The following is a 22,456-nucleotide window of genomic DNA, read 5'->3' as shown; positions in this document are numbered from 1 at the left end:
GCCCTACTGGGCGGCGGGGATGTCGAGGGTCCGCAGGATCTCGGCGATGACCGCCGACTGGTTCGGGACGAGGTAGAAGTGGTCGCCCGGCAGCGTCCGCAGCGCGAAGCCGCCGTCGGTGTGCGCGCCCCAGCCCGCGGCCTGCTCGGGGGTGACGTCGTCGTCGGCATCGCCGACGATCATCGTCATCGGCACCCGCAGGCGGGGCTCCTCGCGGTGGCGGTAGTCCTCGACCAGCTTGAAGTCGTTACGGACGTAGGGCAGGACGAGCTCGCGCAGCTCGGGGTTGGCCATCGCCTCGCCGTCGGTGCCGCCGAGCTTGAGCATCTCGGCGACCACACCGTCGTCGTCGTAGGTGGAGACCGGATCGTCGTCGCGGTCGTCCGGCGCCCGCGTGCCCGAGACGAACAGGTGCGCGGGGGCGCTGTCACGTTCCTGGAGCAGCCGCGCGACCTCGTAGGCCAGCAGCGCGCCCATGCTGTGCCCGAAGATCGCGAAGGGCCGGTCGGTCAGCGGCGCCATCGCGCCGGCGATCAGCCGCGCCATCCGCTCGGGGTCGGGGATCAGCGCCTCGCCCATCCGGTCGGCGCGGCCCGGGTACTGCACCGCGTGCACCTCGACCGCGGGGCCGGTCTCCTTGGCCCACGTCCGGAAGAAGACCGCGGAACCTCCCGCGTGCGGCAGGCAGAAAAGACGCATCGAGGCCCAGGGACGGGTCTCGACGCACCGGAACCAACTCATGAGGCCTCCTTCGTCGGCCTCATCGTAAGCCTCGGATCGCGCGGAAGCGGCCACGGGGCCAGCCGGGGGTCGGGGACGCGCTTGGTGAACGTCGTCTCCTCGGCGACCTTGAAGCCGCGGCGGCGGTAGTTGGCCAGGGCGTTGGGATGATCGAGCGTGCTGGTGCGCAACCACACGCGCGTGGCCGGGCCGGTGTGCCCGGCCCAGAGGCGGTCACGCTGCCAGGCCCGCCGGACGCACTGCTCCACCAGGTGGCCGCCGTAGCCGCGGCCGACGAACTCCGGTGTGAGGCCGACCAGGTGGATCTCGGTGTCGCCGCCGGGCTGGGCCTCGATCTCGAAGAACCCGGCGACCGTCCCCTCGGCGGTCACGAGCCAGGTGCCCAGCTCGGGCCGCTCGACCCACGCGCGCCATTGGCCGAACGTCCAGGGGAACCGGTCGGTCCAGCAGACGCGGGCGCCCACGGCGGCGTAGAGGGCGCGGTTGACGTCCGCGGACGCCACCCGGGCCAGGGTGAAGGTCATCTCGACGTCCGGCGGCGGCGCGGGCCGCAGATCGGCGGGGTCGAGCATCTCCATGACCCATTCGGTGACGCCCGGGATCTCCCGGTCAGCCACCCATCGCCTCGACGAGGCTCGCGGGCCGCAGGTCCGTCCAGTTCTCCTCGACGAAGTCCAGGCACGCCTGCCGGGTGTCCTCGGTCTTGGCGACGTCCCAGCCGGACGGGACGCCGGCGAACGACGGCCACAGCGAGTGCTGGCCCTCGGCGTTGACGAGCACGAGATAGGTGGCGTCGGCGTCCTCGAAGGGGTTGGTCATCGCGGTTCCTTCCTGAGCGGGTGGAGCTTGCCGAGCCTGGCGGCCAGGACGGCGCCCATCTCGGCGGCCGGGGCGGGTTCGAGGAGCAGGTGGTGGTCGACGTCGAGGGGGTACTCCTCGATCCGGCCGTCCACCAGCGGGCCCCAGGTGGTGTGCGGGACGGGCGAGGCGCCGGTGCGCCCGCGCACGGCGCTGAAGAAGACGATGTCGCCCTGGTAGGGCCCGGGACGGTACGCCTCGGCCAGCCGCAGCCCGTGCTCGTAGTTGCGGTAGACGTTGACCAGGTCGTCCTCGCCGAGGGTGGCCAGCGAGTCGCCGCGCTCGGCCAGCACCGCCATGATCTGTTCCAGGTCGGGGTTCCCGCCGGGCGCGACCATGGCGGCGTCGATGCCGATCGACTCCAGCAGCTCGGGCAGGATCTCCCGCTTCTCCGGCTCCAGGTTCTGGCCGTGGTAGGCGTCGATGAGCGCGAGCAGGGCGACGTTTTCGCCCTCGGCGCGCAGCGAGCGGGCCATCTCGTAGGCGATGAGCCCGCCGAGCGACCAGCCCGCCAGATGGTAGGGCCCGTCCGGCTGGACGGCCCTGACGTGCTCCAGGTAGGCCGCCGCGGTCGCCTCGACCGTCGCGGGCAGTTCCTCGCTGGTGAACGCGTGCGCCTGGAGCCCGTAGACGGGCTGGTCCGGGCCGAGGTGCCGCTGGAACTGGAAGTAGCTCCACGCCAGGCCGCCCGCCGGGTGGACGAAGAAGACCGGCGGCCGCGAACCCGTCGTGCGGATCGGCAGCAGCACCTCAAGCCCGGGTGCGCCGCCCGGGTCGTCGCGGCGGGCGAGGGCCTCGGGGGTCTGGTGGGTGAACAGCTCGCGGGGCGTGATCTCCAGCCCGGCCCGGCGGGCCAGCGTCACGACCTTGAGCGCCGCGACGCTGTCGCCGCCGAGGTCGAAGAACCCGGCGTCGGCGCCGACCCGGTCCAGCCCGAGCACCCGCGCGAACGCCGTGCACAGGATGTCCTCGGCCGGGGTGCGGGGCTCGCGGCCCGCGGCGGCACCCGCCCAGTCGGGGGCGGGCAGGGCATGCCGGTCGAGCTTCCCCGTGGGGCCCAGGGGCAGGGTTTCGAGCAGGACGACGGCCGAGGGCACCATGTACCCGGGGAGCCGCTCAGCCGCGTGGGCGCGGAGTTCCTCCTCCAGGCGCGGTGTCCTGGCGGCCGGGACAACGTACGCGACGAGCCGCTTCGCGCCGGGGACGTCCTCGCGCGCGGTCACGGCGACGTTGGCGACGGCCGGGTGCGCGGCCAGAACGGCCTCGATCTCGCCCGGCTCGATCCGGAAGCCCCGGATCTTGACCTGGAGGTCGGCCCGGTCGACGTACTCCAGCGCGCCGTCGGCGCGGCGGCGGACCAGGTCGCCGGTTCGGTACATCCGGTCGCCCGGCGCCCCGTAAGGATTGGCGACGTAGCGTCCCGCGGTCAGGGCGGGGCGGGCGTGGTAGCCGCGCCCGACCCCGGCTCCGGCGATGTACGCCTCGCCGATTACGCCGGGAGGCACCGGACGCAGCGCCTCGTCCAGGACGTGCACGGCCATGTCGTCCAGGGGCGCGCCCAGCACCGGGGTGCTCTCGGCGGGGTCGGCCAGCCGCTCGCGCATCCCGGCGCGGGTGGCGAAGGTGGTGGTCTCGGTCGGCCCGTACACGTGGACGACCTCGGTGTCCGGGCACGCGCGCAGCACCCGCCGCATCGCCGCGACCGAGCCCGCCTCGCCCCCGGTGAGGACGGCGCGGAGCTCGGCGAAGGCCTGGGGGCGCTCCTCGGCCATCAGGTTGAAGAGGGTCGTGGTGAGGAACGCGCCGGTCACGGCCTCGCCGGTGATGACCCGTTCGAGGTCGCGGCCGTCCAGGCGGCCGGGCGGCACGACGACCGCCGTCCCGCCGCACAGCAGCGGCGTCCAGATCTCGTAGAGCGAGGCGTCGAACGCGTGCGCCGAGTGGACCAGGACGCGCCGGTGGGCGCCGTCCCGCAGGAGGGTGTCGGTGGCCAGGTCGACGACGTCGCGATGGCGCACCAGCACGCCCTTCGGCAGGCCCGTGGACCCGGAGGTGAACAGGACGCAGGCCGGCTGTTCGGGATGGACGGCGACACCGGGGTCGTGTGCCGGGCGGGCGGCGGTCTCGGGGTCGTCGTCCACGACCAGCACGCGCGCGGCGGTCTCCAGGCCCGCGACCCGGTCGGCCGTCGCGGTGTCGGTCAGCAGGACGGGCGCCGCGACCTCGGTGATCGCCCAGGCGATCCGCTCGGACGGGTAGGTGTGGTGGATCGGCGCGTACGCGCCGCCCGCCTTGAGCACGGCGAGGGTGGCCACGACCGTCTCGGCGGACCGCTCCATCAGCAGGGCGACGGGCGTCTCGCGGCCCACGCCCAGCCCGATGAGCCGGTGCGCCAGACGGTTGGCCCGCGCGTCCAGCTCGGCGTAGGTCATCGGCTCCCCGCCCGCCGTGACGGCGACGGCGTCCGGAGGCTGGCGGGCGAACCGGCCGGTGATCGTGCCGGGCTCCCGGCCGGTCGCGCGTCCCTGCCGGTGCCCGGCGGGGGCGGGCGGGCCGATCGCGGCGAGCGGGGCGTCCGGCCGGTGGGCCAGGTCGGTGAGGATCCGGACGAGGTCGTCCGCGAGCGCCCCGGCCTCGTCACCGGAGAACAGGTCGGTGCGGTGGTCGACGCGCAGGGAGAGCCGCTCCCCCGGCACCGCCGCGAACGTGAGCGGGTAGTGCGTGGCGTCGTGCCCGCCGACGCCCCGGACGGTGAGCCCGCCGAGGTCGGTCGCGGCGGCGTCGGGGTCGAACGGGTAGTTCTCCAGGACCGTGATGGTGTCGAAGAGCGTCGCCGCCGGGGTGAGCCGCTGGATGTCGGTCAGGCCGAGATGGTGGTGCGCCAGCAGGTCGGCCTGTTCGCGCTGGAGGCGGGCCAAGGCGTCCGCGACGGTGTCCCCGGGGCGCAGCCGCACCCTGATCGGGATCGTGTTGATGAACAGGCCGATCATCCGCTCGACACCGGGCAGCTCGGGCGGGCGGCCGGAGACGGCGGCGCCGAACACGACATCGGCTCGTCCGGTGCGGCGGCCGAGGAGCAGCGCCCACGCGAGCTGCACGACGGTGTTCAGCGTGACGCCCTGCGCGCGGGCGCGGGCCGTCAGCGCGGACGTCAGCGCGGCGTCCAGCTCCCGGCGCACGACGGCCGTGGCGGCGGTCGCGGCCGCCGGTGGACCGACCAGCGTGGGTTCGTCGACGCCGTCCAGCGCCGCCGCCCAGGCGCGCTCGGCGGCGGCGCGGTCCTGCCGGGCGAGCCAGGCCAGGTAGCTCTTGTACGGGGTGACGCGGGGCAGCCCGGTGTCGTCGCCCCCGGCCAGATACAGGGCGAAGAGCTCGGTCTGCAGGACGGGCGTCGACCAGCCGTCCAGCAGGAGGTGGTGGTTGGTGAACACCAGGCGGTGCAGGTCGCCGGCGAGCCGGATCAGCACGAAGCGCAGCAGCGGCGGCCGCGCCGGGTCGAACGGCCGGGCCCGCTCGCGGGCGGCGACCGCGCGCGCCTCGGCCTCGGCGTCCAGGCGGCCAGCCAGGTCGATCTCCTCCCAGGGGAGCCGGACCTCGCGGTGCACGACCTGCACCGGCGTGCCCTCCTTGCGCTGCCGGAACCCGGCCCGCAGGTTGGCGTGGCGGCGCAGCAGCGTCGCCGCCGCGGCGCGCAGCGCCCCGGTGTCCAGCCGCCCGCGCAGGTCGAGCACGATCTGCGCGGTGTAGACGTCGTCGTCGGTGTCGTGGAGCGCGTGGAAGAACAGTCCCTGCTGCAACGGCGACAGCGGCAGGACGTCCTCCAGCTGCGACTGCTTCATCCGAGCTCCTCCTCGCCGTCCAGCTCGGCGGCCAGCTCGTCGAGCTCGTCCTGTCCGATCTCCACCAGGTCCAGGTCGGACGGGGTGAAGCCGCCGCCCGCGCCGCCCGAGGCCAGCATCCGCAGCACCGCCGACCAGCGCTCGGCCAGGTCGCCGACCCGTTCCTCGGTGAACAGCCCGGACGCCCAGGTCCAGGTGGCGCGAAGCTCCGGGCCGTCCGGCAGGTCACGGGTGTGGGCGTTGACCTCGACGGCGTGCACGAGGGCGAGGGCGTCGTTCTGGCCGGTGCCGAGCGCGTCCGACTCGGCGGGCGACCAGTCGCCGTCCTCGGCTGCCGGGGCCCGGCCCAGGTAGTTGAACGCGACCTGCGGATGCGGGCGTCTCGCGAGCCGCTCCCGGGTGGCCGGGTTGAGATGGCGCAGCAGCCCGTACCCGATGCCGTTGTCGGGGATCTCGCGGAGCTGCTCCTTGACCTTCTTCAGCGCCGTGCCGACCTCCTGCGGATCGGACGGATCGACCTCGCCCGCGTCCAGCCGGACCGGGAAGATCGAGGTGAACCAGCCGACCGTCCGGGTGAGGTCCACGCCGGGCACGATCTCCTCGCGGCCGTGGCCCTCCAGATCGACCAGCACGGCGGTCCGGTCGCCGCCCCGCCACCCGGCGACCGCGATCGCCAGCGCGGTGAGCAGCACGTCGTTGACGCGGCCGTGGAACGCGGCGGGCACGTCGGTGAGCAGCGGCCCGGTCACCTCCGGGGGCAGCGCGACGGTCAGCTGACGGGCCGTGCCGAAGGTGTCGGTCGCGGGGTCGAGCGCGCGGCGGCCCAGCATCGGGTCGGGGGTGGCGAGGACGTCCTCCCACAGCGGCAGCTCGGCGGCGGCGCGGGCGGGGTCGGACGCCTCGGCGACCAGGCGCTGCGCCCAGCGGCGGAACGAGGTGCCGACCGGCGCGAGGTCTCCCCCGGCCCAGGCCGTGACCAGGTCGGGCAGCAGGATCCGCCACGAAACGCCGTCCACGAGCAGGTGGTGCAGGGTCAGCAGGAGCCGTCCGGGACGCTCCGGTCCCGCGTCGAACCAGACGAGCCGCGCCAGGTCGCCGCCGGAAAGGCCCGCGTGCGCGGCGATGGCGGCGTCCAGGTCACCATCGGCGACATCGACCCGCCGGACCAGGGCGGGCGCGTCGACCGTCCCGGGCTCGGCCACTTCGAACGCGTCGCCGTCGCGGCGCAGGCGGAGCAGGTCGTGGTGGTCGATCACCCGCTGGAACGCGGCCGTGAGCCGGTCGGCCCCGAGGCCGGGCGGGACGCGCAGCATCATCCGCTGGCTGTAGTCGTGCGTCGGGCCGTCCAGCTCCTGAAACCACCGCATGATCGGCGTCGCGGGGACGGGTCCGATGCCCGTTCCGGGCGGTTCGGTCGCGATCTGGTCTTCGACGGGCCGGGCGATGGCGGCGAGTTCCTGGACGGTCTGGTGCTGGAAGACATCGCGCGGCGTGATCACCAGCCCGGACTGCCGGGTGCGGGACACGAGCTGGATCGCGATGATCGAGTCACCGCCCAGGTCGAAGAACCCGTCGTCGGTTCCCACTCGTTCCAGGCTGAGCACCTCGGCGAACAAGCCCGCCAGCACCTCCTCGTAGGGAGTACTGGGGGCGCGGTCGGAGACCTTGGCCGAGACGCCGGGGTCGGGCAGTGTCTTGCGGTCGAGCTTGCCGTTGACGGTCAGGGGCAGCGCGTCGAGTTCGACCACCGCCGCCGGGACCATGTGGGCGGGAAGTTTTTGGGCCGCCAACCGCCGCAGGTCCGTGGAGTCACCGACCACGTAGGCGATGAGCCGCTCGTCGCGGACGATCACGGCGGCATCGGAGACGTGACGGGCCAGGACGGCCTCGATCTCACCCAGCTCGATCCGGAACCCGCGCAACTGCACCTGCTGGTCAGAACGACCCAGATACTCCAGACGGCCGTCACTCAACCACCGGCCCACATCGCCGGTGCGGTACATCCGCGTGCCCGGCTCGCCGAACGGGTCGGCCACGAAACGCTCAGAGGTGAGTCCCGAGCGGTTGAGGTAACCACGCGCCAGCCCCGCGCCCGCGACGTACAGCTCCCCGCGAACGCCGGGCGGCACCGGCTGAAGGCGATCGTCCAGCACATAGACGCGCAGGTCGGGGATGCCGACACCGATGAGGCTGCCGGGCGCCTGTTCACGTTCGATGGCGAGATGCGAGACATGCACGGTCGTCTCGGTGATCCCGTACATGTTCACCAGCGCCGGTTCGGGATGCCGCTCGAACCAGGGCTCCAGACGGCTCGGCTCCAGGGCCTCACCGCCGAAGATCACATAACGCAGGTCACCCTCGAAGTCCTGGCCCATCAGCTGGTAGAACGCCGACGGCGTCTGATTGAGAACCGTCACCTTCTCCGCGACCAGCAACTCGGCGAAATCTTCGGGCGAGCGCGAGGTGAGGTAGGGGACGACGACCAGGCGGCCGCCGTAGAGGAGCGAGCCCCACAGCTCCCACACGGTGAAGTCGAAGGCGTAGGAGTGGAACAACGTCCACACGTCATCCGGGCCGAAGTCGAACCAACGCTCGGTCGAACGCAGCAACCGCACCACGTTCTGGTGCGGAACCACCACGCCCTTGGGACGGCCGGTCGAGCCCGAGGTGTAAATGACGTAAGCCGCGTGATCCGGGAAGATCGGCAAGCCGAGGTTGGAGTCGTCGCCGTCGGCTTCGACGTCGGTGAGCGTCACCACCGGACGCGCGTCCTCCAGCATCGACGCGATCCGATCGGCCGGATAGTCCGGGTCGATCGGGACATACGCCGCGCCCGCCTTGAGCGTCGCCAGGATCGCGATCACCAGATCGGGCGAGCGCTCGAACTTCAACGCCACCAGATCCTCAGTGCCCACGCCCTCACGCACCAGACGCCGGGCCAGACGATTCGCCGACGCGTTCAACTCCCCATACGTCAACGACCGCCCCTCGAAACACACCGCCACCGCGTCCGGACGCGAACCCGCCTGCGCCTCGAACAACGCCGGAATCGTGGCGCGCTCCACCGGATCGGCCTTGCCGCCCGCCCAGCTGCGCAGGATCGTGCGGCGCTCGGCGCGGTCGAGGATGTCGGCGGTGCCGACGGGGGCGTCGGGCGCGGTGACCAGCTCGCGGACGAGCCGTTCGAAGCGGGCCGCGATCGACGCGGCGGTGGCCGGGTCGAAGAGGTCGCGGGCGTATTCGAGGGCGCCCTCGATCCGGCCGTCGCGTTCCTGGAGGTAGAGGGAGAGGTCGTACTTGGCGGTCGTGGCGGGGAGGTCCTCGGCGCCGCCGGTGAGGCCGTCGAGCTCCAGGTGCGCCTCGGGGGTGTTCTGGAAGGAGAGGGCGACCTGGAAGAGGGGGTGCCGCGCCATCGACCGGGCCGGGTTGAGCACCTCGACGAGCCGCTCGAACGGGACGTCCTGGTGCGCGTACGCCGCCAGGTCCGTCTCCTTCACCCGTGCCACCAGGTCCCGGAACGTCGGGTCGCCCGAGGTGTCGGTGCGCAGGACGAGCATGTTGACGAACATGCCGATCAGATCGTCCAGGGCCTCGTCCGTCCGGCCCGCGATCGGCGAACCGATCGGCACGTCCGTGCCCGCCCCCAGTCGCGTCAGCAGCGCGGCGTAGGCCGCCTGGGCGACCATGAAGAGGCTGGCGCCGGTCTCGCGGGCGATCGTCTTGAGGCCGGAGGTCAGGTCGGCGTCCAGCTCGAACGGGACGGTCCCGCCCCGGTAGCTCGACCCGGCGGGACGCGGACGGTCCGTCGGCAACGCCAGCTCTTCGGGAAGCCCGGCGAGAGCGTCCTTCCAGAAGGCGATCTGACGCGCCACCAGCGACTCCGGATCGTCCTCCGACCCCAGCAGCTCCCGCTGCCACAACGTGTAATCCGCGTACTGCACCGGCAACGGCGCCCAATCGGGGGCGCGGCCTTCGGCGCGGGCCGCGTAGGCGAGGATCACGTCGCGGGCCAGCGGCGCCATGGACCAGCCGTCACCGGCGATGTGGTGCAGGACGAGCATCAGCACGTGGCCGTCGTCCGGCAGGGAGAACAGCCGGGCGCGCAGCGGAGGCTCGACCGACAGATCGAAGCCCTCGCCCGCGGCGGCGGCGAGCGCGGCGGGCAGCTCGGGCTCGCGGACCTCGGCGGTCGTGAGGCGGGGCCGGGCGGTGGCGGGGTCGAGGACGAGCTGCCGGGCGGTCCCCGCGGTGTCGGGGAAGATCGTCCGCAGCGACTCGTGCCGCTCGACGACGTCGCCGAGCGCGGCCTGGAGCGCTTCGGGGTCGAGGGCGCCGTTCAGGCGCAGCGCGACCGGCATCGTGAAGGTGTCCGGTCGTCCCTCGAAGCGGTTGAGGAACCACAACCGCTGCTGGGCGGGCGACAGCGGGACGGCGTCGGGACGCGGCACGACCCGGGTGAGCGCTGGACGCACCTCGCCGGACGCCTCGGTGAGCCGTCCGGCCAGGCCCGCGACGGTCGGGGCCTCGAACAGCGCGCGGACGGGCAGCTCGACACCCAGCGCGGCGCGGATCCGGCCGACCAGCCGGGTGGCGGAGAGCGAGTCGCCGCCGAGGGCGAAGAACCCCTCGTCGACACCGACGCCGGGCAGGTCCAGGACCTCGGCGAACAGGCCGCACAGGATCTCCTCGCGCGGCGAGCGGGGCGCGCGGCCGACCGTGGCGGCGGCGCGCGGGGCGGGCAGCGCGGCCCGGTCGAGCTTGCCGTTGACCGTGAGCGGCAGCGCGGGAAGGACGGTGAACGTCGGCACCATGTAGTCGGGCAGGCGCGCGGCGGTGTGCGCGCGGAGGGCGGCGACGTCCACCGCGCCCGCGACGTAGGCGGCCAGGCGCCCGTCGCGGACCACCACGGCGGCGGCGGTGACACCGTCGAAGGCGGCGATGACGGACTCGACCTCGCCGGGCTCGACACGGTAGCCGCGGATCTTCACCTGGTCGTCGGCGCGTCCCAGGTAGGTCAGGGTGCCGTCGGGCCGCCACGCGGCCAGGTCGCCGGTACGGTACATGCGCTCGCCCGGCCCGCCGCGGGGGTCGGCGACGAAGCGCTCGGCGGTGAGCGCGGGCCGGTCGAGGTAGCCGCGCGCGAGCTGGACGCCGGACAGGTACAGCTCACCGGGGACGCCGGGCGGCACGGGCTGGAGCGCGGAGTCGAGCACGCGGGCGCCGGTCCCGGGATAGGGCGCGCCGATGCCGGGACGTTCCGCGTCGCCGACGACCTGGTTCATGGTGTCGATGGTCGACTCGGTGGGGCCGTAGAAGTTGCGGACGGTCACGCCGCGCAGCGCGCGCAGCTCGTCCCAGAGGGCCTCGCCGATCGCCTCGCCGCCCAGCAGCAGCTGGGACGGGCGGTGCCGCCCGTCCTCGGCGAGCAGCCCGGCCTCCAGCAGCGACCGGACGTGCGACGGTGTGGTGTTGACCAGGTCGATCCGGGCCGCGGCGACCTGGGCGGCGTACGCCTCGACGTCGCGGCGGGTGGCGTCGTCGATCAGGTGCAGCTCATGGCCGTCGATCATCCAGAGCAGGCCCATCCACGAGGTGTCGAACGAGAACGACGCCAGGTGGGCGAAGCGCATCCGGCGGCCGCCCGCCGCCGCGACCGCGGGTTCGAAGAAGGACCGGCGGTGCGCGGCGTAGTAGTTGAGCACGCCCGCGTGCGGCACGGTCACGCCCTTGGGTCGGCCCGTGGAACCCGAGGTGTAGATCACGTAGGCGGCGTTCTCCGGGCGGAGCGCCCGTCGCGCGGGGTCGTGCGCGGGTCGTCCCCCGGGCGCGGTGTCCCCTTCGCGCAGGACGGCGGCCAGGCGGCTGTCGTCCAGCATGGACGCGACGCGGTCGGCGGGGTATTCGGGGTCGATCGGCACGTAGGCGGCGCCCGCCTTGAGCACGCCGAGGATCGCCACGACGATCTCCGGAGTGCGGGGCAGGACCAGGGCGACGCGGTCCTCGGGGCCGATGCCGCGCGCGATCAGGTCGTGGGCGAGGCGGTTGGCACGCGCGTTGAGCTCGGCGTAGGTCAGCGTCTCCTCGCCGCAGACCAGGGCGATCTCACCGGGGGTGCGGGCGGCACGGGCCTCGAACAGGTCGGGCAGCGTCCCCGACGGGACCTCGACGGTCTCCGGGGACGCGGGCTCACCGCCGAGCCGCACCGCGCCCGCGAGCTGCCCGGAGTCCTCGGCGAACGCCTCCAGGAACCGGCGGACGCGCTCCAGCAGCGCCTCGGCGACGTCCCGCTCGTAGACGTCGGGACGGAAGTGCAACCGCAGCGAGAGCCGGTCCCCCGGCACCGCGACGAACGACAGCGGGAAGTGGGTGGCGTCGTGCGCGTCGGCGCCGGTGATCCGAACGCCGTTCAGCGGCCCGTCCATCGACGCCGGGTCGAAGGGGTAGTTCTCCAGCACGGTCATGGTGTCGAACAGCCGCCCGGCCCCCGCGAGCTTGTGGATCTCGGTGAGGCCCAGATGGTGGTGCGGGAGCAGCTCGGCCTGCTCGTCCTGGAGCCGCTCCATGATCGCCCCGAGCGTCTCGCCGGGACGGCAGCGCACCCGGACCGGCAGCGTGTTGATGAACAGGCCGATCATCTGCTCGACGCCGGGCAGCTCGGCGGGACGCCCGGAGACCGTCGCGCCGAACACCACGTCGCCGGTTCCGAGCATCCGGCCCAGCACCAGCCCCCACGCGCCCTGAAGGGCCGTCCCGACGGTGACGCCGTGTCGTCGGGCGGCACGGGTGAGCTTCCCGGTCAGGCGCTCGTCGAGGTCGGTGATCGCGCGTTCGGGCGGGACCGGCGGCCGATCGGCCGCGCGCGGCGCGACCAGGCTCGGCCCCTCCAGGCCGGAGAGGGCGCGGCGCCAGGCGTCCCGCGCCGCCGCGTGGTCCTGCCCGGCGAGCCAGGCCAGGTAGTTCTTGTACGGGGTGACGCGGGGGAACCCGGCGTCGTGGCCGCCCTGGACGTAGAGCAGGAACAGCTCGGTCGCCAGGATCGGCGTCGACCAGCCGTCCAGGAGGATGTGGTGGTTGGTCAGCACCAGCCGGAACCGCTCGTCCCCCAGCCTGATCAGAACGAACCGCAGCAGCGGCGGGGAGGTGAGGTCGAATCCGCGCGCCCGCTCGCGCTCGACGATCGCGCCGGCCTCCGCCTCGGTCGCGTCCCGTTCCTCCCAGGGCAGCTGCACCTTGCGCGGGATGACCTGCACCGGCTTGGAGAGGCCCTCGTGCCAGAACGCGGCGCGCAGGTTGGAGTGGCGGCGCAGCAGCGTGGCGGCCGCCTCCCGCAGCGCCGTCGTGTCCAGCGGGCCCTGGAGGTCCAGGACGATCTGGGCCGTGTAGACGTCGTTGCCGCCGGAGTCGAACAGCGCGTGGAAGAAGAAGCCCTGCTGAAGGGGCGACAGCGGCAGGATGTCCTCGAGGTCCCCCCGGTTCACTCGTCGGTCCTCCACGCGCTCTGCAGCCGGTCGATCTCCCCCTGGTCGAGGTCGACCAGGAGGTCGGAGGGGGTGAAGCCACCGGCCGTCCCGCCGGAGACATGGGCGGCCAGGCCGCGCAGCGCCGTGAACCAGCCCTCGGCCAGCTCGCGGACCGACTCGCGGTCCAGCAGCCCGCCGGGCCACGTCCAGGTGACGCCGAGCACGGGGCCGCCGGGCAGGTCGCGGGTGACCGCGTTGACCTCCAGCGCGTGCGCCACCGGCATCTGCGGGTCCTCGCCCGGCGGCGGCTCCTCGGGCGCCAGGCCCCAGTGGTCGTCCTCGCCGCCGGTCGCCACCCGGCCCAGGTAGTTGAACGCGATCTGCGCGGGGGCGTACCCCGCCAGCTCCTCGTCGTCGCGCAGCAGGCCGTACCCGATCCCGTTGTCGGGGATCGCGCGCAACTGCTCCTTCACCCGCTTGAGCGCGGCGCCCGCGGCCGGGCCGCCCGCCACGATCTCGCTCCAGCCCACCGGTCCGGCGTCGAGGCGCACGGGGTGGATCGAGGTGAACCAGCCGACCGTCCGCGACACGTCCGCTCCCGGGAAGACGTCCTCGCGGCCGTGCCCCTCAAGGTCGATCAGCACGCCGGTCCCCCGTCCGCCGTGCTGGGCGCGCCACCGCGCGACCGCGAGCGTGAGGCCGGTGAGCAGGACGTCGTTGACACGGCCGTGGAACGCGGCGGGCACTTCGGTGAGCAGCGGCCCGGTCACGTCCGGCGGCAGGTCGAGGGTGAGGGACCGGGTGCGGGCGGCGATGTCGACGCGCGGGTCCAGGGCCCGTCCGGCCAGCCGCTGCTCGGGCCCGTCCACGATGTCGAGCCAGGTGTCGAGCTCGGCGGAGCGGTCGATGGTCGTCAGGCGCTGCGCCCAGCGGCGGAACGAGGTGCCGACCGGCGCGAGGTCCTCCCCGGCCCAGGCCGTGACCAGGTCGGGCAGCAGGATCCGCCAGGACACCCCGTCCACGACCAGGTGGTGCAGCATCACCAACAACCGGCCCTGCTCCTCGCCCGCGTCCAGCCAGACCAGCTGTGCCGTCACGCCCTCGCGGGGGTCGAGCCGGTCGCGGGCCGCGGCGGCCTGCTCGTCCAGGACCTCGCGGACCTTGTCGGTGTCCAGGCCCGCGACATCGATCCGAGTGACCAGCGGCTCTGCGGACGCCGCGGGCCGCACGACCGGCTGCCAGGCGTCGCCGTCCACGTCCAGGCGGAGGCGGAGCAGGTCGTGATGGTCGATCACCCGCTGGAACGCCGCCGTGAGCCGGTCGAGCCCGACACCGGGCGGGGTGCGCAGCAGGATCGACTGGTGGAACCCGGCGATGAGGTCGGCGTCCCCGTTCACCCGGTCGCGCAGCCACGCCACGATCGGGGTCACCGGGACGGGTCCGATGCCCGTCCCGGGTGCCTCGGTCTCGATCTGGTCGTCGTGGCTGACGGGGCGGGCGATGGCGGCGAGTTCCTGGACGGTCTGGTGCTGGAAGACGTCGCGCGGCGTGATCACCAGCCCGGACTGGCGGGTGCGGGACACGAGCTGGATCGCGATGATCGAGTCGCCGCCCAGGTCGAAGAACCCGTCGTCGGTTCCCACTCGTTCCAGGCCGAGCACCTCGGCGAACAGGCCCGCGAGAGTCTCCTCGTGCGGGGTGGCGGGGGCGCGGTCGGAGACCTTGGCGGAGAAATCGGGGTCGGGCAGTGCCTTGCGGTCGAGCTTCCCGTTGACGGTCAGGGGCAGCGCGTCCAGTTCGACCACCGCCGCCGGGACCATGTGGGTGGGAAGTTTTTGGGCCGCCAGTCGTCGCAGGTCGGTGGAGTCACCGACCACGTACGCGATGAGCCGCTCGTCGCGGACGATCACCGCGGCATCAGAGACGTGACGGGCCAGGACGGCCTCGATCTCGCCCAGCTCGATCCGGAACCCGCGAAGCTGGACCTGCTGATCGGAACGGCCCAGGTACTCCAGGCGACCGTCGCTCAGCCATCGGCCCAGGTCACCGGTGCGGTACATCCGCGTTCCGGGATCGCCGTACGGGTCGGCGACGAAGCGTTCGGATGTGAGCGCCGGACGGTTGAGGTAGCCGCGCGCCAACCCCGCGCCCGCGACGTACAGCTCGCCGGGGACGCCCTGCGGCACGGGCTGGAGACGGTCGTCGAGGACGTAGACCTTCAGGTCGGGGATGCCGACGCCGATGGCGCCGCCCGGTGCCGTGGCCCGGTCGAGGACGAGGTGGGTGACGTGCACGGTCGTTTCCGTGATCCCGTACATGTTCACCAGCGCCGGTTCGGGGTGCCGCTCGAACCAGGCGTCCAGACGGCTCGGCTCCAGGGCCTCGCCGCCGAAGATGACGTATCGCAGGTCCCCGTCGAAGTCCTGGCCCATCAGCTGGTAGAACGCCGACGGCGTCTGATTGAGAACCGTCACCTTCTCCGCGACCAGCAACTCGGCGAAATCTTCGGGCGAGCGCGAGGTGAGGTAGGGGACGACGACGAGACGGCCGCCGTAGAGGAGGGAGCCCCACAGCTCCCACACGGTGAAGTCGAAGGCGTAGGAGTGGAACAGCGTCCACACATCGTCCGGGCCGAAGTCGAACCACCGCTCGGTCGAACGCAGCAACCGCACCACGTTCTGGTGCGGGACGACGACGCCCTTGGGGTGGCCGGTCGAGCCCGAGGTGTAGATGACGTAGGCCGCGTGATCCGGGGAGATCGGCAGGCCGAGGTTGGAGTCGTCGCCGTCGGCTTCGATGTCGGTGAGGGTGAGGACCGGGCGCGCGTCCCGCACCATGGACGCGATCCGATCGGCCGGATAGTCCGGATCGATCGGCACGTAGGCGGCGCCCGCCTTGAGCGTGGCAAGGATCGCGACGACGAGGTCCGGCGAGCGCTCGAACTTCAACGCCACCAGATCCTCAGTGCCCACGCCCTCACGCACCAGACGCCGGGCCAGACGGTTCGCCGACGCGTTCAACTCCCCATACGTCAGCGACCGGCCCTCGAAACGCACCGCCACCGCGTCCGGACGCGACGCCGCCTGCGCCTCGAACAACGCCGGAATCGTGGCGCGCTCCACGGGGACGGGGTCGCCGCCCGGCCATTCGGTGAGGAGGGTGTGGCGCTCGCCGGGGTCGAGGATGTCGAGTTCGCCGATCCGGGCGCCGGGGTCGGCGAGCAGGGCGGTCAGCAGGCGTTCGAAGCGGGCGACCAGGCGTTCGGCGGTGGCCGGGTCGTAGAGGTCGAGCGCGTACTCCAGCTCGCCGTCCAGCCCTCCGGCGCGCTCGGTGAGGACCATGAGCAGGTCGAAGCGGGCGACCCCGGCGTTCAGCGGCTCTGCCTCGGCGGTGAACCCGGGGAGGTCCAGCCGTGCCTCGGGGTTGTTCTGGAACGTCAGCCCGACCTGGAAGAGGGGGTGGCGGCCCAGGTGGCGCGGCGGGTTGAGCACCTCGACGAGCCGCTCGAACGGGACGTCCTGGTGCGCGTAGGCCGCCAGGTCGGTCTCCTTGACGCGCGCGAGCAGGTCCCGGAACGTCGGGTCGCCCGAGGTGTCGGTGCGGAAGACGAGCATGTTGACGAACATGCCGACCAGGTCATCGAGGGCCTCGTCCGTCCGGCCCGCGATCGGCGAACCGATCGGCACGTCCGTGCCCGCCCCCAACCGCGTGAGCAACGCCGCGAAGGCGGCCTGGGCGACCATGAAGGGGCTGGCGCCGGTCTCGGCGGCGAGGGCGAGCAGCGCGGCGTGCACGTTCGCGCCGAGCCGGAAGCGGGCGGTGGCGCCCCGGTGGGACGCCTCGGCGGGACGCGGGCGATCCGTGGGCAGCGCCAGCTCGTCGGGGAGCCCGGCGAGAGCGCCCTTCCAGAAGGCGATCTGCCGCGCGACCAGCGACTCCGGATCGTCCTCCGACCCCAGCAGCTCCCGCTGCCACAACGTGTAATCCGCGTACTGCACCGGCAACGGCGCCCAATCGGGGGCCTCTCCCCCGGCTCGTGCGGCGTAGGCCGTGATGAGGTCGCGGGCCAGCGGTGCCAGTGACCAGCCGTCACCGGCGACATGGTGCAGGAGGAGGAGCGCCACGTGCTCGGCGGGCGCGATCCGGAAGAGATGGGCGCGCAGCGGCGGTTCGGCCGAGATGTCGAAGGCGTATCCGGCGGCGGCGCCGAGCCGCGCGGGCAGTTCGGCGGGGGTGGTCTCGGTGAGCTGGAGTTCGGGACGGGCGGCGGCCGGGTCGAGCACGAGCTGGCGCGGGACGCCGCCGTGGTCGGGCAGGACGGTCCGCAGCGACTCGTGCCGCTCGACGAGGTCGCCGAGCGCCGTCTGGAGCGAGGCGGGGTCGAGTTCGCCGCGCACGCGCAGCGCGATCGGGAGGTTGTAGGTGGCCGAGGGGCCCTCGAAGCGGTTGAGGAACCACAGCCGCTGCTGCGCGTACGACGGCGGGACGAGGGCGGGACGCTCGTCCGGCCGTTCCAGCGCGGGCCGCTCGGCGGGGCCGCCGAGGCGCTCGACGAGACGGGCGACCGTCGGCGCCTCGAACAGCGCCCGGACCGGCAGCTCGGCGGACAGGACGCGGCGGACCCGGGCGACGACCCGCATGGCGATGAGCGAGTTGCCGCCGAGCGCGAAGAAGTCGTCGTCGATGCCGACCCGCTCGACGCCGAGGAGGTCGGCCAGCACGTCGGCGACGGCCGCCTCGCGCTCGTCGCGCGGGGCCCGGTAGGGCGTGGCGGGAACGGCGGCGGCCAGGTCCGGCTTGGGCAGGGCCTTGGTGTCGATCTTGCCGTTGGGGGTGAGCGGCATCGCGTCCAGCACGACGACGGCCGAGGGGACCATCGACTCGGGCAGGTTCCCGCGGACGTGGGCGCGCAGTTCCTCGGGGTCGAGCGTCTGGCCGGGCGCGGCGACGACGTAGGCGACCAGGCGCTTGACGGCGGGCGCGGCGCGCTCGCGGCGGAACTCCTCGGCGCCGGGCAGGTCCAGCCCGGCGAGGGTGACCGACGGGTCGGCGGCGACGGCCGCCAGGACCCGGCCGTACCACTCGGCGAAGCGCTCGGCGCTGGCGCGGTCGTACAGGTCGAGGGAGTACTCGATCGTCCCGGCCAGGCCCTCGGGGCGCTCCTCCAGCAGGAACTCCAGATCGAACTTGGCGACCCCGGCGTCCACGGGTTCGACAGCGACGGTCAGGCCGGGCAGCTCCACCGACGGCTCGGGGTTGTTCTGGTAGGTGAGCATGACCTGGAACAGCGGGTGCCTGGCCAGGGAGCGGGCGGGGTTGACCGCGTCGACGATCCGCTCGAAGGGGACGTCCTGGTGGGCGTGGGCGGCCAGGTCGCCCTCCCGGACCCGGGCCAGCAGCGCGGCGAAGTCCGGGTTGCCGGAGGTGTCGGTCCGCAGCACCAGCGTGTTGACGAAGACGCCGACCAGGTCGTCGAGTGCCTCGTCCGTCCGGCCCGCGATCGGGGAGCCGATCGGGACGTCGGTGCCCGCGCCCAGGCGCGACATCAGCGCGGCGAGCGCGGCGCGCAGCACCATGAACACGCTGACCTGGTGCTCGCGCGCCAGCGCGGTCAGGGCCCGGAACGTCTCGCCGGGCACCTCGAAGCCGACCTGGCCGCCCCGGTAGGACGCGCGTTCGGGTCTCGGCCGGTCGGCCGGGAAGGTGACCTGGTCGGGAAGCCCGGCCAGGGCGTCCTTCCAGAAGGACAACTGCCGGGCGGCCAGGCTCGCGGCGTCGTTCTCGTCACCGAGCAGGTCGCGCTGCCAGATCGCGTAGTCGGCGTACTGGACGGGCGGCGGCGTCCATTCGGGGGCGCCGCCCTCGCGCCGGGCGAGGTAGGCGGCGATGACGTCCCTGGCCAGCGGCGCGAGCGACCAGCCGTCCCCGGCGATGTGGTGCAGGACCAGCAGCAGGACGTGCTCGTCCGCGCCGAGGCGGTACAGGTGGGCGCGCAGCGGAAGGTCCCGGGCCAGGTCGAAGCCTCGGGTGGCGTCGGCGAACAGTGCGCCGCGCAGGTCGGCGCCGTCGGCGTCGGCGACGGTGAGCTCGGGGGCGGCGGCGTCCAGGATCCGCTGGAACGGCTCGCCGTCGGCCTCGCCGACGACGGTGCGCAGCGACTCGTGCCGGGTCGCGACGTCCGCGAGCGCGGCGCGCATCGCGTCCACGTCCAGGTCCCCGGTGATCCGCAGCGGGATCGGCATGTTGTAGGTCGCGGTCGGGCCCTCGAAGCGGTTGAGGAACCAGAGCCGTTCCTGGGCGTGGGACAGCGGCGGCCGGTCGGGACGCGCGGCGGGCGCCAGGGCGGGACGCGCCCCTTCGGCGGACGCGGCCAGGTGCTCGGCGAGCCGGGCCACCGACGGCGCCTCGAACAGGGCCCGGATCGGCAGCTCGGCGTCCAGCGCGGTCCGGGCCCGCGACACCACCCGGGTGGCCTTGAGCGAGTCGCCGCCCAGGGCGAAGAAGTCGTCGTCGACGCCGACCCGGTCCAGGCCGAGGACCTCGGCGAAGATCCCGCAGAGGATCTCCTCGCGGGCGTCGCGCGGCGCCCGGCCGGAGACGGCCGCCGCGAAGTCGGGTGCGGGCAGGGCGGCGCGGTCGAGTTTGCCGCTGGGGGTGAGCGGCAACTCGGAGAGGGCGACGAACGCGGCCGGGATCATGTATTCGGGGAGCGTGCGCGCGACGAGTTCGCGGAGCGACCGGGGATCGGCGTCACCGACCACGTAAGCGACCAGGGCGGTGTCCCCGGCGGCGTCGGGGCGGGCCACGACCGCGCAGTGCGCCACGTCCGGATGCCCGGCCAGCGCCTCCTCGATCTCACCGAGCTCGATGCGGAAACCGCGGACCTTGACCTGGTGGTCGGCGCGGCCCAGGTACTCCAGCTGCCCGGACGCGTTCCAGCGGACCAGGTCGCCGGTGCGGTACATCCGCCGTCCCGGCGCGCCGAACGGGTCGGCGACGAACCGTTCCGCCGTGAGCGCGGGCCGCCGGAGGTAGCCGCGGGCCAGGCCGTCTGTGGAGACGTAGAGCTCGCCGGTCACGCCGGGCGCGACGGGCTTGAGCGCGGCGTCCAGGACATAGGCGCGGACGTTGGCGAGCGGCCGCCCGATCGGGGCGACCCCGGCGGCGTTCCCGTCGTCGTGCCAGCCGGTGACGAAGACGGTCGTCTCCGTCGGGCCGTAGATGTTGGTGATCCGGGCGCCGGGCGCCAGCCGACGGGCGTCCTGGACCAGCGCGGGCGGCAGCGCCTCGCCGCCGAGCGACAGGTCCCCGACGTCCAGCCGCGGGTCGCCGCCGCGCAGCAGCACCGCCATGGCCGACGGGACGCCGCAGATCATCGTCCCCTTCCAGCCGCCGCGCTCGGCGACCTCCAGCAGGTCGCGGGCGATGTCGATCCGCCCGCCGGTGGTGAGCGGGATCAGCCACTCGACCACCGACACGTCGAAGTTCAGCGAACCGGCGAACAGGACCCGCCGCAGGCTGTCCTCGCCGTAGAAGTCGCGCGCGGCGGCCATGAAGGCGGACAGGGCGGCGTGGGTGGTGACCACGCCCTTGGGCCGCCCGGTCGAGCCGGAGGTGTAGATGACGTAGGCGGCGTTGGACGGCAGCAGCGGCCGCACGCGCTCGGCGTCGGTGAGGTCGCGGCCGTCGAGGGAGGACAGGTCGAGCGCGTCCAGGTCGATGCGCGGGGTCGGGCCCGGCACGCCGACGCCGGAGACGGTGAGGACGTACGCGGGCGCGGCGTCGTGGAGCATGTAGGCGACGCGGTCCGGCGGATAGTCCGGGTCGACGGGCTGGTAGGCGGCGCCCGCCTTCAGGACCGCCATGGCGGCGACGACCAGGCGGTGGTCGCGGGGCAGCGCCAGCGCGACGAAGTCTTCGGGGCCGACGCCGAGCCCGGCCAGGTGCCGGGCCAGCCGGTTGGCGCGCTCGTTCAGCTCGGCGTAGGTCAGCCGGACGGGCCCGGCCAGCACGGCCTCGGCGTCCGGCGTCCGCGCGGCCCGCTCCTCGAACAGCACGGGCGCGGTGGCGCGCGGGACGGGCAGCGCGGCGCCGTTCCACTCCTCCAGCACCAGGGCGCGCTCGTCCGCGCCGAGGATCTCCACCGAGTGCAGCGGGGCCGACGGGTCGGCGGCGGCCAGCGCGCCCAGGAAGCGCAGGTACCGGTCCTGGTGCCGGGCGATCTCGTCCTCGGTGTAGAGCTCGGGGTGGGCCTCGAAGTCGACGCGCAGCCCGGCGCCGTCGAGGTTGTCGTAGATGTTGATCGCCAGGTCGTCGACCGGGCCGATGGTGAGGGCGTGCATCCGGGCGGGCAGGCCCGCGAAGTCCAGCCGGTAGTCGAAGGCCATGATGTTGATGACGGGGCCGTGCAGGCGGCGGCGCTCGCCGAGCAGCCGCAGGTCGCGCATCAGGTCCTCGCGGCGGTACCGCTGGTGCCGCAGCGCCCGTGCCGAGGCCCGGGTCACGGCGCGGACGAGCTCGTCCACGGTCATGTCCGGGCGGACGGTGACGCGCAGCGGCAGGATCGTCGACAGCATCGCCGGGGTCTCCATCGCCAGCCGCGAGGTGCGCCCGGAGACGGCCAGGCCGAGGATCACGTCCTCGGTGCCGGTCATCCGTGCCAGGTAGGCGGCGGTGGCGGCCAGCGCCAGACCCTGCGTGGCGGTGCGCAGCCGCCGGGCCCCGGCGGCCAGCTCCGCGGACTCCTCCGGCGGGACGGTCGCGACCCGGATGAGGTAGTCGGAGACGGGTTCGGCCATGCCCTCGGTGAGGCTGACCGCCGCCGGACGGTCGGCGAACCGCTCGTTCCAGTAGGCGCGGTCGCGCTCGTACTTCTCCGACTCGCGGTAGGCGGCCTCTTCCGCCAGCAGCGCGCGGTAGGAGCCACGCTCGGCCGGCACGTACTCCCCGCCCCCGGCCAGCAGCGTGTAGAGCTCGGCGGCGCGGCGGCTGACCAGCGAACCGCTGTAGCCGTCCTGAAGGATGTGGTGCGCACGCAGGAACCAGCGGTGCAGGTCGGGCGCGAGGCGCAGCAGCGCGACGACGTACAGGCGCTCGCCGTCCAGCGGCAGCGGCTCGGCCATGCGCGCGCGCATCCACGCGTCGGCGGCGGCGCGCGGGTCGTCCTCGCCCGTCAGGTCGACCAGCGGGATGGTCGCGGTCGCCGCGGCGGAGTCGGCGGGCAGTGCCTGCAGGACGGTCCCGTCGCGCTCGACCAGCCGGGCGTGCAGGGCGACGCCCTCGTGCGAGGCCATTCGCGCGACCCGGTCGAGCAGTTCATGGTCGACCATTCCCTCGATCTCAATGTACTGCGCGATGTGAATCGGCGTCCGCGGCGCCAGTTGCTGCGCGTACCAGACGCTCCGCTGCGCCGCGGAAAGAGGGACGTACTCGATGGACGACATCAGACGGCGGCGCTTTCCGAATTGGCGAGAACGCACCATCGAGTCGTCCGCTCCCCTTTTCCCGAGTTCCTGCCGGATAGCGTCACCCGCATACGCTCCCCAATGCGCGGCGGGG

General features: G+C 73.6%; 6 protein-coding genes. All 6 read right to left on the bottom strand.

From position 1 onward, the window contains the following. Positions 1 to 3 precede the first annotated feature (3 nt). Genes ACQPY4_RS16020 through ACQPY4_RS15995 form a run of 6 tightly spaced genes read right to left on the bottom strand, consistent with a single transcriptional unit; the run spans position 4 to position 22,380 of the window. The gene (locus ACQPY4_RS16020) at positions 4 to 741 is read right to left on the bottom strand and encodes a thioesterase II family protein (protein ID WP_433337028.1); all 738 of its coding nucleotides are present in this window, start codon (positions 739 to 741) and stop codon (positions 4 to 6) included. Further along, on the bottom strand, positions 738 to 1,358 hold the full coding sequence (locus ACQPY4_RS16015; RefSeq protein WP_433337026.1) for a GNAT family N-acetyltransferase: 621 nt from the start codon (positions 1,356 to 1,358) through the stop codon (positions 738 to 740). Before ACQPY4_RS16015 ends, ACQPY4_RS16020 begins: the two co-directional genes overlap by 4 nt. Next, positions 1,351 to 1,560: an MbtH family protein gene (locus ACQPY4_RS16010; protein WP_433337024.1), complete on the bottom strand. Its 210-nt coding sequence runs from the start codon at positions 1,558 to 1,560 to the stop codon at positions 1,351 to 1,353. The genes ACQPY4_RS16015 and ACQPY4_RS16010 overlap by 8 nt, the downstream gene beginning before the upstream one ends. Beyond that, a complete protein-coding gene (locus tag ACQPY4_RS16005; protein ID WP_433337022.1) occupies positions 1,557 to 5,438 on the bottom strand; it encodes an amino acid adenylation domain-containing protein in 3,882 nt (1,293 codons plus the stop codon). The genes ACQPY4_RS16010 and ACQPY4_RS16005 overlap by 4 nt, the downstream gene beginning before the upstream one ends. Next, positions 5,435 to 12,916, bottom strand: a complete 7,482-nt coding sequence (locus ACQPY4_RS16000; protein ID WP_433337020.1) for an amino acid adenylation domain-containing protein — start codon at positions 12,914 to 12,916, stop codon at positions 5,435 to 5,437. The genes ACQPY4_RS16005 and ACQPY4_RS16000 overlap by 4 nt, the downstream gene beginning before the upstream one ends. After that, entirely contained in the window at positions 12,913 to 22,380 is a 9,468-nt protein-coding gene (locus ACQPY4_RS15995; protein ID WP_433337018.1) for an amino acid adenylation domain-containing protein, read from the bottom strand. The genes ACQPY4_RS16000 and ACQPY4_RS15995 overlap by 4 nt, the downstream gene beginning before the upstream one ends. Between the last annotated feature and the right edge of the window lie 76 nt (positions 22,381 to 22,456).

This window comes from Spirillospora sp. CA-294931, from assembly GCF_050946795.1.
Classification (GTDB): domain Bacteria; phylum Actinomycetota; class Actinomycetes; order Streptosporangiales; family Streptosporangiaceae; genus Spirillospora.
This window is presented reverse-complemented; position numbering and strand designations above follow the sequence as displayed.

Coding starts and splice junctions, on each gene's coding strand:
- ACQPY4_RS15995 (WP_433337018.1), bottom strand. CDS start 22,380: ATGGTGCGTTCTCGCCAATTCGGAAAGCGCCGCCGTCTGATGTCGTCC.
- ACQPY4_RS16005 (WP_433337022.1), bottom strand. CDS start 5,438: ATGAAGCAGTCGCAGCTGGAGGACGTCCTGCCGCTGTCGCCGTTGCAG.
- ACQPY4_RS16020 (WP_433337028.1), bottom strand. CDS start 741: ATGAGTTGGTTCCGGTGCGTCGAGACCCGTCCCTGGGCCTCGATGCGT.
- ACQPY4_RS16010 (WP_433337024.1), bottom strand. CDS start 1,560: ATGACCAACCCCTTCGAGGACGCCGACGCCACCTATCTCGTGCTCGTC.